General features: G+C 47.3%; 11 protein-coding genes. 4 read left to right on the top strand and 7 right to left on the bottom strand.

Features of this window, described 5'->3' with window-relative positions; genetic code table 11:
* Nucleotides 1-19: 19 nt before the first annotated feature.
* The 3 genes from AR1Y2_RS03745 to AR1Y2_RS03735 all read right to left on the bottom strand — a co-directional run bounded on the left by AR1Y2_RS03745 (nt 20) and on the right by AR1Y2_RS03735 (nt 3,579).
* Nucleotides 20-2,158 carry a sensor histidine kinase gene (locus AR1Y2_RS03745; protein ID WP_137327769.1) on the bottom strand — a complete coding sequence of 713 codons (2,139 nt, stop codon included), beginning with the start codon at nt 2,156-2,158 and terminating at the stop codon, nt 20-22.
* Nucleotides 2,130-2,840, bottom strand: coding sequence for a response regulator transcription factor (locus AR1Y2_RS03740; protein ID WP_137327768.1), 711 nt, complete (start codon nt 2,838-2,840; stop codon nt 2,130-2,132). The genes AR1Y2_RS03745 and AR1Y2_RS03740 overlap by 29 nt, the downstream gene beginning before the upstream one ends.
* A 94-nt stretch (nt 2,841-2,934) precedes the next feature.
* Entirely contained in the window at nt 2,935-3,579 is a 645-nt protein-coding gene (locus AR1Y2_RS03735; RefSeq protein WP_137327767.1) for a DNA-3-methyladenine glycosylase family protein, read from the bottom strand.
* Nucleotides 3,580-3,729: 150 nt separating this feature from the next.
* Between AR1Y2_RS03735 and AR1Y2_RS03730 the strand changes: the two genes are divergently transcribed.
* The gene (locus tag AR1Y2_RS03730; protein ID WP_137327766.1) at nt 3,730-5,769 is read left to right on the top strand and encodes a thioredoxin domain-containing protein; all 2,040 of its coding nucleotides are present in this window, start codon (nt 3,730-3,732) and stop codon (nt 5,767-5,769) included.
* On the opposite strand, the gene AR1Y2_RS03725 is transcribed toward AR1Y2_RS03730, so the two are convergent.
* The 3 genes from AR1Y2_RS03725 to AR1Y2_RS03715 are packed head-to-tail and all read right to left on the bottom strand — an operon-like array spanning nt 5,752 to nt 8,562.
* A complete protein-coding gene (locus AR1Y2_RS03725) occupies nt 5,752-6,204 on the bottom strand; it encodes an NADH-quinone oxidoreductase subunit NuoE family protein (RefSeq protein WP_137327765.1) in 453 nt (150 codons plus the stop codon). The two genes, AR1Y2_RS03730 and AR1Y2_RS03725, sit on opposite strands and share 18 nt — an antisense overlap.
* Nucleotides 6,201-7,127: a tocopherol cyclase family protein gene (locus tag AR1Y2_RS03720; RefSeq protein ID WP_137327764.1), complete on the bottom strand. Its 927-nt coding sequence runs from the start codon at nt 7,125-7,127 to the stop codon at nt 6,201-6,203. Before AR1Y2_RS03720 ends, AR1Y2_RS03725 begins: the two co-directional genes overlap by 4 nt.
* On the bottom strand, nt 7,075-8,562 hold the full coding sequence (locus tag AR1Y2_RS03715; RefSeq protein WP_137327763.1) for an FAD-dependent oxidoreductase: 1,488 nt from the start codon (nt 8,560-8,562) through the stop codon (nt 7,075-7,077). The genes AR1Y2_RS03720 and AR1Y2_RS03715 overlap by 53 nt, the downstream gene beginning before the upstream one ends.
* Before the next feature lie 225 nt (nt 8,563-8,787).
* Here AR1Y2_RS03715 and htpG point away from each other — a divergent pair, with 225 nt between their 5' ends.
* The 3 genes from htpG to AR1Y2_RS03700 all read left to right on the top strand — a co-directional run bounded on the left by htpG (nt 8,788) and on the right by AR1Y2_RS03700 (nt 12,327).
* Nucleotides 8,788-10,779, top strand: coding sequence for a molecular chaperone HtpG (htpG, locus tag AR1Y2_RS03710; protein ID WP_137327762.1), 1,992 nt, complete (start codon nt 8,788-8,790; stop codon nt 10,777-10,779).
* Nucleotides 10,780-10,969: 190 nt separating this feature from the next.
* A complete protein-coding gene (locus AR1Y2_RS03705) occupies nt 10,970-11,824 on the top strand; it encodes an AraC family transcriptional regulator (RefSeq protein WP_137327761.1) in 855 nt (284 codons plus the stop codon).
* A gap of 14 nt (nt 11,825-11,838) precedes the next feature.
* Nucleotides 11,839-12,327, top strand: coding sequence for a hypothetical protein (locus tag AR1Y2_RS03700; RefSeq protein WP_137327760.1), 489 nt, complete (start codon nt 11,839-11,841; stop codon nt 12,325-12,327).
* 106 nt (nt 12,328-12,433) lie between these two features.
* Here the strand turns inward: AR1Y2_RS03700 and AR1Y2_RS03695 are convergent, their stop codons facing one another.
* The gene (locus tag AR1Y2_RS03695; protein ID WP_137327759.1) at nt 12,434-13,831 is read right to left on the bottom strand and encodes an MFS transporter; all 1,398 of its coding nucleotides are present in this window, start codon (nt 13,829-13,831) and stop codon (nt 12,434-12,436) included.
* Between the last annotated feature and the right edge of the window lie 36 nt (nt 13,832-13,867).

The raw sequence follows: 13,867 nt of genomic DNA, 5'->3' as shown, positions 1-13,867 counted from the left end.
ATGTTTAAAACTTTGTGTCCTACGGAAGCGTCGGGAACAGGATCATGGCTTTGAACTGGTCACCGTCAATCTCGATCTTAAATTCTCCCCCGCAGTTGGCTGTAAAGCTGTCTGCGATGGAAAGTCCCAGTCCGTTTCCTTCACTGGTCCTAGATTTCTCACCTCTGTAGAAACGCTCCATAATCTCTTCCTCTGTAAAATCCATCTCATAGGCAGAGGTATTCTGAACCGTCAGACATACTTTTTGACCTACATTTGAAATAGTGACAAAAATTCTTGTTCCTTTCAGAGAATACTTCAGCGCATTTTCCAGTACATTCTGCACCACACGGTACATGCGGTTTACGTCGCCCTTGAATTTTGTGTGATCCGCCTCACACTGGAACCGCACCTTAAAACCTGCCTCCTCAATCTGGTCACTCATATCCTCTAAGGTCTGCTCCATCAGCTTCTTTAGATCCATTGGTTCTAATGTGACCTTGGCTTCCCCGCTGGTGGACTTTGCAAGCTCGAACAGATCAGCGATGGTATTTTTCAGCCTCTCTGTTTTCTGGTTTAAGATCATCACATAGTCTCTTGCTTCCGGAGACAACGTTTCATCTCTTTTGAGCAGGTCCACGTAGCTGATGATGGATGTGAGAGGTGTTTTTAAGTCATGGGATACATTGGTGATCAAGTCGATCTTCATGCGTTCCCCTTTCATCTGGTCTTGGAGAGATTTATCCAGTCCGCTTCCGATGTTGCTCAGCTGTTTGGATGCATTATAATAGAGGGATTCTCTCGGGATGTCCGCTTCTGCTTTCAAATCTCCCTCAGAAATGCTCTCGATCTGCCGGATGAGTCTGCCTAAATCTTTCTGCTGCTTTGCCAGCTCATCAAAATGCTCTCCCAGATACTTCATCCCCAGGACGCTGATGCAGATGGCGATCACTGCCAGCAGCGGGGACCCCCCTATGATAAACAGTCCCGCAAAAAAGATCGCAAGCATCAGGTATTTTCCCTTCCGGTAGATAGAAAGACGCTCCACCGCCAGACGGTCCGCAAACTCCAGTGCCTGTTTCTCTGCTTCTCTTCTCTGTCTGTTTCTCCGGTACCATCTCCGAATCGTGCCCACACAGAATGTATGCTCTAAGAATGTACCGTCCTTTAACCGCCACACCGTAGTCTGCAGACAGATGGAGAGTATGATTCCGATCACCAGCAGCACGATCCCCGCAAATGTCATAATCGGGATCAGTTCTTCCTGCTGCAGGGCCCCGATGGACGCAGCCGCAACGGTTCCTGTCCCCATGAAAATCCCAAATCCTATGATACAGAGGATCACTTCATACCAGATGCGGTCCAGATTTTCAAAGAACCGGGCACGGCTTTTCTGAAGTGCGAACAACACGGACAGAGCAAGAAGTCCCAGAACCTCCGCTCCGAGCAAAATAGACATCCTGACCATCAGGGCTTTCCTCAAATCAGGAAATGTCTTGTAATGCTGGTCCAGAGCCTTATAAAATCCGTCATAGAATCCAACCTCGATCACTGCGGATTCCAGTCTCTGCTGCTTGGCATCATCAATATAAAATGTCTGAGGCAGAGAGAGACTTCCCCCGTTCATGCTGCTCCCGCTGATATTAAAAAAATCAGACGGGGACATGAGATTTTCTTCGTACTCATCATAGCTGTTATTGGTTTCGGCATTGCTGGAATACTTGGCTTTGATACTTTTGTTGGAATTGAGCCCGTATCCAAGAGTATCATTTCTGTTGATCACGATCTTTTTTATAAACTTTGGTTTCCTCTTTTCGTCTTCCTCAATTCCAAACGTTTTTGTCCTGGCTTTTTTACCGTAAGGCTGAATTGTCAGCTTCGCCTTGACAAAGATCTCTTTTTCCAGGCTGGACGGAAGCTCTGAATCGACCCCGTCATAATTACTGTCCGAGAGATTGTTTTGTACCACCCATCTGTTTAAAATACGCTGTACGGCCTGCACATAGTAATCGGAATCTTCCATCCGCTCACCCTTTTTGATCGTTGCAAAGTCCAGTCCGTCATTATAATTATCCATGGAATGCATCTGATAAATACCAAACAGCACTCCGCCTACCATGGCTATGATCACCGCAGCGATCAGCCCGCTGTTAATCCATCTTTTCCATCTTGTATCCAATTCCCCATACCACCTTTAAATATTTTGGGTTCTTCGGATCGATCTCGATCTTTTCACGGATCCTCCGAATATGAACCATCACTGTGTTTTCTGTTGCATAAGCTGCTTCCTCCCAGACTCTCTCATAGATTTCCTCTGCTGAAAAGACTCTGCCGGGATGCTTCATCAAAAGATTCAGGATCTTAAACTCTGTAGCTGTCACCTTCACAGGTTCCCCATCCACGTAGATACATTTGCCGTCCAGGTCCAGTACCAGTCCTCCCAGCGTGAGTTGGTTCTTGTTCTGCTCCGATGCCGCTGCCTTGCTTCCCAGCTGTAAGTATCTGCGTAGCTGGGATTTCACCCTGGCCACTAACTCATCCGGGCGGAACGGTTTGCTGATATAATCATCGGCTCCCATTGAGAGCCCCAGGATCTTGTCGCTTTCCTCCGTCTTAGCGGATAAAATGATGATCGGGATGTTTTTGCTCTCCCTGATCTTCATGGTAGCTGAAAGTCCGTCCATACCCGGCATCATGATGTCGATGATCAAAAGATGGATCTCCTGCTCCATAAGCACATCCAGCGCTTCCAGACCATTGTAGGCAGGTACTACTTCATAACCTTCCAGTTCCAGGCGTTTTTTGATCGCCCCTACAATCTCTCTGTCATCGTCTACTACTAAAATCCTGGGTTGTTTCATAATCTTCCTCCTCTTTCCTTCATGATCACAGTGTATCATCCAATTCTGAGTTTTCCTTTAATACAATTCTGAAAAAAATCTTACAATCGTTTTTTCATTTCTTTTTCTTCGGGGCATAATCCTTCATCTCTGGGATTGCCCCTCCTGCCACAGCCCAAAGGTAAAGACTGGCCACAGTGCCACAGGGACTGTATCTCCTTGCGTATTTTTGAAATAATTTCGGTGTGATGGCCCTGTGGTGGTAGAGCATTCTCATTCCCCTCTGGATCGCCAGATCAGAATAACTTACGATGTCCGGCCGCTGCATGGAAAATGTCATCAGCATCTCCGCCGTCCAGACTCCCACCCCGGGAAGCTTTGTAAGCTCCTGTTTGACCTGTTCATCTTCTGCTTCTGAAAGGCCCCGAAGATCCAGGCTTCCGTTTAAAACACGTTCCGCCGCGGTTTTTATATATGCCGCTTTTCTGAAAGAAATTCCGAAGCTCTGCAGCTCTTCTTTCGTACACTGTCCTACCTTCTGGGGTGTGACTTCTAAAAGCCCCTCTTTCATCCGGTTCCAGACCGTAACCTGAGCCTTGGTAGAGATCTGCTGTCCCACAATAGAATTCACCAGTGCAGCAAACAATTCAGTGTGAACTTCCCTTTTGATCATGCCGATCCGGTCAATGGCCTGTCCCAGCACCGGATCCCTGGCTTTTAAATGGTTGATTTCCTTTTCTCCGTATATAAAATATGCCATGATTCTTTCTCCTTTATACTTCTTTCTATTATAACAGAACCTGATGTCTGGATGAAACAAAAAGGAACTGCATATTCTAAAGCCATACCCGCCTGCTAAATAGCTTTGTATTCCAATATAAAAACTAATAGTGACTAGAAAGGAGCTTTTATGCCAAACAGTAACCCTAACAAATTAATCCATGAAAAATCCCCTTACCTGCTTCAGCACGCCCATAATCCGGTGCACTGGTACCCATGGGGAGCTGAAGCTTTTGATAAAGCCAGGTCGGAAGACAAGCCAGTCTTTTTGAGTATCGGATATGCATCCTGTCACTGGTGTCACGTGATGGAGGAGGAATCTTTTGAAGACCCGCAGGTGGCAGACCTTCTGAACAAAGATTTTATCTCCATCAAGGTGGACCGGGAAGAACGCCCGGACATTGACGCAGTCTACATGTCTGTATGCCAGGCCATGACCGGGTCCGGCGGCTGGCCTATGTCCGTCTTTCTCACTCCGGACCAGAAACCATTTTTTGCAGCGACCTATCTTCCGAAAACATCCAGATACCATCTGACCGGCCTTATAGAACTGCTGCCTCAGATCTCTGCTCTGTGGAAACAGGACCGGTTCCGTCTGCTTCAGATCGGAAACGAGATCACGGAACATCTGAATACTGCTGGAACACCTTACGGGACTGTATCCCTTACAGAAAAGGAGATCTCAAAGGCTCTGGATGCCCTGAAAGACTCCTATGACAAGTACTTCGGAGGTTTTGGAACCGCTCCTAAGTTCCCCACACCTTCAATTCTGCTCTTTCTGCTTCAGCAATACCGCCAGACCGGGGATCAGGACAGTCTCCTGATGGCAGAACACACTCTGAAACGGATGTTCCAGGGAGGCATCTTTGACCATATCGGCGGCGGTTTTTCCCGTTATTCCACCGATGCACAGTGGCTGGTGCCCCATTTTGAAAAGATGCTCTATGATAATGCATTGCTCACCCAGACGTATACCGAAGCTTATCTATCCTGTAAAGATCCTATCTTCCCAGAGACCGTAGCATCCACTATCTCCTATGTCCAAAAAGAGCTCTCCCATCCGGAGGGCGGTTTCTACTGCAGCCAGGACGCGGACAGCGAAGGGGAAGAGGGGAAATATTATACCTTTTCCGTGGAAGAGATCCTGGAGGTTTTAGGTGCAGAGAAAGGAAAAGCCTACTGCCGCCGGTACGATATCACGGACTATGGTAACTTTGAGGCAAAAAACATCCCTAATCTGCTGAAAGAATCGGACGTTTTCATCAGCCCGGAAGAATTAAAGCAGATGAAACAATTCCTTTATGAGTACCGGAGAAACCGGACCAGCCTTTTTACAGACAAAAAGATCCTGACTTCTTGGAACTGCCTGATGATCTCTGCCCTCTCAGAGGCGGCATCTGTGTTCGGCCGGAGTGATTATCTAAAAACAGCCAGGAAAGCGGAAGCGTTTCTTGACCGCTATTTGAAAAAGGAAAACGGCCTTTTATTTCTTCGGTGGTGTGACGGGGAGGCGGCCTATGACGGACAGTTGGATGATTACGCCTTTTACTGCCTGGCCATGCTTTCCCTGTACCGCGTTACATTTTCGGATGATTACCTGAAAAAAGCGATACAGGCGGCCGGTCATATGATCTCCCTGTTTTACGATGCCCAACACGGCGGATTTTTTTTGTATTCCAAGAAAAGCGAAAAACTCATCGCCCGCCCAAAAGAGCTTTACGACGGTGCTCTGCCATCCGGAAATTCTGCCGCCCTTCAAGCGCTCTCCATGTTGTACCACATGACCGGAGACAGAAGATACCGGGACTGCATGGATCAAACCTTTGCCTGCTTTTCCGCTGATCTTTCCGCAAATCCCTCTGCTTACTGCAGCGCTTTGATGGTACTGTCCACGGAGTTCCTTACTTCCAGGCAGCTGGTCATCACATCAAAAAAAGAGAGCCTTCCCGAAGAATTCCAGAAACTGCTCTCAAAGTACCATCCGCTTGACCTTGCGGTTTTGGTCAAAACGGAACAGAACAAAGACTATCTTGCCTCCATCGCGCCATTTACAGAAGAGTACCCTGTACAATCGGATAAGGTATCCTGTTATCTCTGCCAGAATCAGACCTGCAGTGCCCCGGTCTATGATGCCCGGAGTCTTCATGACCTGTTACAGGCGGCGGATTAAGTCTGCCGCCTGTTCCGGTGTCATATGATGGCATAGTTCCCCGTTGACCTTTATGTTCGGTCCTTTTGCACACCTGCGGGTACATCTCCCTTTGACAATCTTGACAGAGATCCCTTCTTTCCGTTCTTTTTGTGCGCTCTCCTGCTCCAAAGCCCGCAGAATCTTTAAAGCATCTTTTGACCCGCAGGACGGGCCGGTGCATACATGAATCTCATGTACGGCTGAAACCTCCTTGAATCCAGGATATTTCTTTATAAATGCCGAAAGAAAAGACGGCTTGACCCCAAGCCGCTTTGCCGTTTCTTCCTGCACTTCTTTAGGAATGCAGCCCAGGACCTGCTGGAGCTCCTGGAGCGCCCCTAAGATCTCCTCCTGTCCGGCAGGTTTTCCCTGCCGTTCATAAAACTTTAAGATCTCTTCTGCCTGCTGATTCATGGCATCTCCTTTTTGCTCTGCTCAAAGCTTCCCCGGTCTGTGACCATATCCAGCACCTTCAGTTTCTGGTCCCAGAAGGTATAGCGCACCTTGCAGCAGAGACTTTCCTTGATCTTGCGGTCCATGGCTCCCTGCTCCGGTGCATATAGTTCCCGGCCCGTCCCGGACAAAAGCTGAGCCCGTAGCTTATAATCCCCTTGTTTGATGACAATCCTGGATTCCCAGTCCGTCTTCACCCTGGCTCCCAGATAAGTGGCCAGCTTATACTCTTTTCCGTACAGATCAAGGGCTGCCAGCACTCCGTTAAAATGAAGCCCCAAAGCCGGTATCTTGGCCGCTGCCAGCATAAGGCTGTTTTTTCCGCTGTCGGGAAACAAGCTCTGGGACCACACATATGCATCCGGAAAGGAGCCGCCCCAGTCTTTTTCAATATATCCTGTCCCCTGGTCAAAATTCATCCTGTCCCCGTTTAAGGTAAGACTTCCATACAGTTTATGCCGCATACTGAGAATGCCATGCCGGCACTGCATGCTGGGCATAAACCGAAACGGTCCCATGATGTCTGAGGATAAATGATGGATATTTTTATAAATGATCCTTCCCTCCAGGTCCAGCCCATCCTCATGAATGTTCAGATAAATCCCCTTTTCAGAAAAAATGCTCGCCGACTGGTCCTCTTTTCCCGTATTCAGTGTTACATGAAATTTCTTATCTGATCCGTAAAATGCATCCGCCGGATAAGAAAAATACCAAGACTGCTCCTTCGTGATGATCTGCAGGGAGGAATATGCCCTGCCTTCCCTGTCAATATGATAGGCCGGTATGACGGAAAGCATCTGACTGCCTTTTTGATGTTTTAAATACCAGCCCTCAAAGTATCCCTTCTTTTTCTTTGTCCCCTGAAATGCATGCGGGTTGTTCATGTGTTAAATCCTCCTTTGCCGGATTATCGATTAAATTTCCTTTATAGTCAAATCTGGAGCCGTGACACGGACAGTCCCAGGTTAATTCCTCTGGATTCCACTGGAGCACACACCCCAGGTGAGGACAGGTGAGAGATACCACAAATACCTCTCCGTTCTCATCTTTGTATGCTCCTGCTTTCTTCCCCTCGTATTCGATCAGGCCGCCCTCTCCTTTTTTGAGCTGGTCCGCTTCCTCCTTAGGGATCTTAAACCTCTCCAGTATAAATCCCCGGGCAGTCTGGGCGCTCTCCTTTGTCAGAGCCTTTGCTGAAGCTTTCACATGAAGTCTCTGAGGCGAAAATACATGAGAGAAGGCATTGTTTCTTTCTATTATATAGTCGGTGATCAGAAGAGCCGATGCCATGGACGAACTCATGCCCCATTTTTTAAATCCCGTGGCCACAAACCATCCCGGCCTGGAATAGGAATAGTATCCGATATACGGGATTGAATCGATGGTCATGCAGTCCTGGGCGGACCATTCTGTATCCACCCGGCAGTGCTCCCAATACTGTCTGGCAGTAAGCTTAAGCATTTCATACTGTCCTCCCAGCGGGTTTTCTCCAGTTCTGTGACCTCCGCCTCCCAGCAGAAGGTACGGTCCGTAAGAACGGAAGGACAGGCTGTCACCAGCATCAATCCCCAGATACATATGCTCCATCTGTTCTGTCCCCGTAAGCGCCACCACATAGCTCCGTTCCTGGTGCATCCTGAGAAAATAATAGCCAGGTCTGTTCATAATCGGATAATGTGTGGCGAAGACGATATTCTCAGCTTCCACCGTACCGTGTTCCGTGATAATGCGGTTTCCCTCAACCTCATTCACCATCGTGTGCTCATAGATCTCCAGTCCTTTTGCCGCCGCTTTTAAGAATTTCAGCGGATGAAATCTGGCCTGTCCGGCATACCTGACCGCCCCGGCTACAGAAAACGGCAGTTCTGTCTGGTCCGCAAAGACAGCGGGAAGTCCAAGGGACTGGGCCGCATGCACCTCCTCCTTCAGCGCCTCATCCCGGAACCTGGAATACAGAAAGGAATCACACTCTTTAAAATCACAGTCAATCTGAAGATCGTTTATCAGCTCTTTATACTTTCTCACCGCAGTCTGATTCATGAGGGCATACTGCCTAGCCTGATCCTTCCCAACCTCCCGGATCAGTTTTTCGTAAATCAGACCGTGGGATACCGTGATCTTGGCTGTTGTCCCTTTGGTCTGTCCGCTGCCGATCCTGTCGGCCTCCAGCACCAATACTTCCCGGCCTTCCCTGGCCAGAAAATACGCTGTCAGGATCCCGGCCATCCCTCCGCCGATGACTGCGGTTTCAACCTTTTTTGTCCCTTTTAGAGGAGGATAAGACGGCATATCCACAGTCTTTTCCCAGATCGTATCCATAAAAATCCCTCCTTTCATTGATTTTTCTTTTTAGGATGGCTAAAATGCTGCCGTACTATTCATTCCGATATTGTTAGCACTCTTTATGATTGAGTGCTAATTTTCTCTTGACTTTCCCCTTCTATGGCTCTACAATATTATGCAGAACGGCAGATTCTTGTCCTGCCGCAGAACATAAAGAAAACAACGATCAATAGAAATAAAATGCAAAGGAGTGTGTATATCATGGCACAAAAACATGGTAACCTTTCAATTAACAGTGAGAACATTTTTCCAATCATTAAAAAATGGCTGTATTCTGACCACGACATCTTCGTCCGGGAGCTGATCTCCAACGGATGCGATGCCATCACAAAGCTTCGGAAGCTGTCCTCCATGGGTGAATTTGAATTGCCGGAGGATTATAAAGAAAAGATCGAAGTCGTTGTGGATGCCAATGAAAAAACAATGAAATTTATCGACACCGGTCTGGGTATGACTGCCGATGAGATTGAGGAGTACATTACACAAATCGCATTTTCTGGCGCTACTGAATTTTTAGAAAAATACAAAGACAAAACAGACCAGGATCAGATCATCGGTCACTTCGGTCTGGGCTTCTATTCTGCTTTTATGGTAGCCGACAAGGTAACCATCGACAGCCTCTCTTATAAAGAAGGAGCTCTGCCGGTACACTGGGAATGTGACGGCGGAACAGAATATGACATTGAGGACGGTACCAGAGAACAGATCGGTACACAGATCACTCTGTTTTTAAATGAAGACAGCCTGATGTTCGCCAATGAATCCAAGGTAGAGGAAGTCATACAGAAATACTGCTCTTTCATGCCGGTGGAGATCTTCTTAACCGATGCCAACAAGGAACAGGAATTTGAGACCATCGACGAATCAGAGCTGACTGAGGAAGATGTGGTTGTTGAGCATATCCATGAGGATGCCAAGACGGAAGAGAAAGAAAACGAAAACGGCGAGAAGGAAACTGTGGAGGTCTCCCCTGCAAAGGATCTTGTAAAGATCAACAAACGCCCGGTTTCATTAAGTGATACCCATCCTCTCTGGATGAAGCATCCAAACGACTGCACAGACGAAGAATACAGAGCATTTTACCACAAGGTATTCTCTGACTTTAAGGAGCCTCTGTTCTGGATCCACCTGAACATGGACTATCCGTTTAATCTGAAAGGAATCCTATACTTCCCTCAGATTAATTCAGAATATGATTCTATCGAGGGAACCATCAAGCTGTATAACAGCCAGGTATTCATCGCCGACAATATCAAAGAAGTGATTCCGGAATTCCTCATGCTCCTAAAAGGTGTCATTGACTGTCCGGACCTTCCTCTGAATGTTTCCAGAAGTGCGCTTCAGAATGACGGATTCGTCAAGAAGATCTCCGACTATATCTCTAAAAAGGTAGCGGATAAACTGACCGGCATGTGCAAGACTGACCGGGAGACCTATGAAAAATACTGGGATGATATCAGCCCGTTTATTAAGTTTGGCTACATCAAGGATCAGAAGTTCGGAGAAAAGATCAAGGATTATATTCTGTTCAAGAACATGGACCAGAAATACCTAACCTTAAGTGACCTGGCTCCAGTGCCTGCTGACGAAAAAGAAAAGACGACCATCTACTATATTACGGATGAAGTACAGCAGAGCCAGTATATCAACATGTTCAAGGAGCAGGGACTGGACGCCGTGATCCTGAAACACAACATTGATTCCGCGTTTATCTCCCAGTTGGAGCAGCAGAGCCAGAACCTGGCCTTTAAGCGGATCGATGCGGATGTGGAAGGTGCGCTGAAAGAGGATTCCGATGAGGATCTGACGGATATCACAACAGCCCTGACAGAATTATTCAGAAAAACTCTGGGCAAAGAAAACCTGGACGTCCATGTGGATAAGCTGAAAAATGAGGATGTATCCGCAGTCATCACCCTGTCCGAGGAAAGCCGACGGATGCAGGATATGATGAAGATGTACGGAATGGCTGGCATGGATCCGTCCATGTTCGGAGGGGCAGAATCCCTGACCTTAAACGCCAACAACCAGCTGGTTCAGTATCTGTTTGAACACGGAGATGCAGAAAACACACCGATCATCTGCGAACAGCTGTATGACCTGGCAGTTCTTAGCAACAAACAGCTCCCTGCTGACCAGATGACCAAATTTATTGCCCGGAGCAATAAGATCATGCAGATGCTGACAAAATAAGAGAAGTTTTTTAGATAACAGAGGATGGCAGATGAATTCTGTCATCCTTTTTTACTGCCCTTTTTTAGTTTTATATCGAATGCCAGAGCTCTCTCAATCTATCCTTCCGGTGCAAAAAATGAGAGGACATCCATCTTTATAAATGATAATATGGAACCACTGAATTATAGACAAGGAGGGATGAAAAGAATTGAACTGGGAAGAAAAACTGCAGAAGATCATCGATCACATTGAGCACCATCTGCAGCGGAAGGAAGAGCCTGTCGACACTGAAAAGATCTCAGAGATTGCCGGATGCTCCTTTAGCTTTTTTCAAAAGGTCTTTTCCTACATGAACGGGATCAGTCTCTCTGAGTATATCCGTTTCAGAAAGATGACCCTGGCCGGCTATGACTTAAAAAGTACGGATATGAAAGTATTGGAGATCAGCTGCAAATACGGATATGAATCTCCCACATCCTTTACAAGGGCATTTCAGCAGTTCCACGGGATTACACCGACAGAGGCAAAAAATAAGAATGCCCGACTGCAGGTCTATCCTAAAATGCAGACTTCCTCAAAGCACTCTTTTTGCTGGAGATCTGAGAAAAAAAGTGCTTTCCGCCTCATTGGAAAAAGTGTCCGGGTATCAGGTTCCCCTGAGAAAGCGATTCCGGAATTTTGGAGCCAGTGTCAGAGAGACGGTGTATATTCCCGGCTGGTCTCAATGGATTCAGGGAATCCAAAAGGAACGTTCGGCCTGTGCAGAATTTGTGATGACCTTTCCGGTCTGATGGATTATTCCATCATGGTCACCTCCGAACAGCCTCTTCCTCCAGGGTTTCATGAACTTGTCATTCCTGAGACCGAATGGGCCGTCTTTGACTGTATAGGTCCTGTGCCCGGGGCAGTCCAGGCCGGCTGGAGGTATCTAAACGACGAATGGCTGGATGCATATCCTTTCCGCCATGCCGGGTGTCCGGAGCTTGAATGGTACAGCAGCGGGAATCCCTATGACACTCATTACCTGAGCCAGATCTGGATACCGATCATAACCGAATCATAAAAGGAGAAACACATATGGATGAAAAATTTCAGTCATTCCTCGAAACCGTAGATGAAAATAACAGGGACTTTGTAACAAAGCTGCATGATATTCTGCTGGAGCATCACTGCAAGTGCGAGATCAAAACTGCCAAAAGCGGCTATCTGGTTTCCTACATTCTACCTGAACCCAAGCGGACACTGGCCAGCTTTGTATTCCGCAAGGCAGGCATCAAGCTGCGTATTTATCCGGAGCATATAAAAGAGTATGAGAGTTTTCTTGACCTTCTTCCTGAAAAGATGAAAAAGGATATACGCAAAGCATCCGTCTGTAAGAGAATGGTCAACCCGGAGGACTGCAACCCAAAATGTATTATGGGATACCGCTTCTCGATGGATGGAGAACCCTATGAAAAATGCCGTTATATGGCTTTCATGCCCTTTCTGAATGAAGAAAACAATCCATTTATCAGACAGTTTCTGGAACATGAACTGCAGATGAATTCTAGAAATCATTCTAAATAACACAAAAAAGAAGGTATCACACCTTTTCTTGTGATACCTTCTGCAGGCCCATGGTTTTCCTGCGCCATAGGGCCTTTTATCCGTCATGTCATATTTTCTAAGCCTGTTATAATTGTCCCTGTTCTTCCCTCTTTGCCAGGTCTCCCATGATCGTATCATACCGTTTGTCCAGCTTATAAAGAAACAGCACAATGATGACAGTCACCCACACAAGGACAGGGCCGAACTTATATATGTTCAAAATCATGGCCAGAGCAGAACCCGGCTGGGCAGTGCTTCCAGCGGCTGAGCTTATGTAGCCTGAAATACCCAACAGGCTCGTCATCGTGGCTGCCGCAAGCCCGTTTCCGATCTTTGTCCCCACGGAACCGCAGGCAAAGATCAGGCTTTCCTGGCGCACATGATGCTTCCACTGTCCGAATTCCACCACATCACCCAGCATTCCAAAGATAATGGAATTTAACGGTGCCAGACAGAGCGCCCGGATCACACAGCTGAACAACAGCCAGACAAAACTTTCAGGGTTTAAAAAGAATACCAGCTGTCCTGCCAGGGCACAGACTGCCCCAAAAAGAGACATATTCCTCTTTCCAAATTTCCTTAACAGCAGGGGACAGATGCACGTAGCCCCCATGAGTACCAGTGTCTCTGTAAAATACAGCACGCTGTACATCCAGCTGTCATTATAAAGTATATATTTACAATAGTACGGAAGGATCGTTCCTGTCAGGCTGTAAATGACATTCTGCATCATCCACAGGACCAGTACTGCCCAGAAGTACTGGTTTGTGAGTAAATACTTCATAGACTTCAGTATAGGCTGCTTCTCCTTTTTTGTCTCCGCCGCCGGTATATGGACATTTTCTTTGCAGTTGATAAAGCAGACCAGCAGCAGGATCAGCGCGATCACCGCCCAGATCGTGATCGTCTTGACCCAGGCAGCCTGGTCATTGCCCAGGATCTTTACAAGCGGAAGCGAACAACCCACCGCCATGATCCGCCCGAACGGGGACATCCCCATCCTCACAATGCTCAGCATATCACGCTCTGTAGAATTTCTGGTCATCATGGCAGACAGACTTCCATAGGGCAGGCTCAGCATAGTGAAACATACGGTATTACACAGGTTGTAAGTGATAAAAATGTAGACCAGCTGCAGAAGATCTGTGGTCATGGGCACTGTGAACAAAAGTACCACAGAAATGGAGTACGGCAGCGCCATCCACAAAACCCACGGCCTTGATTTTCCCCATTTTGAGTTGGTCCGCTCCACAACAAAGCCCATAATGATGTCAGAGCATCCGTCAAAAAGCCTTGAGACCAGCATTACCACACCGATGGCCGCCACGGAGACACCCACATAATCTGTATAAAATATCGTGAGCAGGCTTCCGATCATCCCGTAAACCACATTGATCGCCACATCGCCGGAGCCGTAGGCAAAGCGCACCCTCCAGGGGATACTTTTAAAACTATTGTCAGTTTCCGTCGTCTGTTTCTCCATATCTTTCCTCCATAAACAGTTGTTTTCCGGCGATGG

This window comes from Anaerostipes rhamnosivorans (genome assembly GCF_005280655.1).
Lineage (GTDB): Bacteria > Bacillota > Clostridia > Lachnospirales > Lachnospiraceae > Anaerostipes > Anaerostipes rhamnosivorans.
This window is presented reverse-complemented; position numbering and strand designations above follow the sequence as displayed.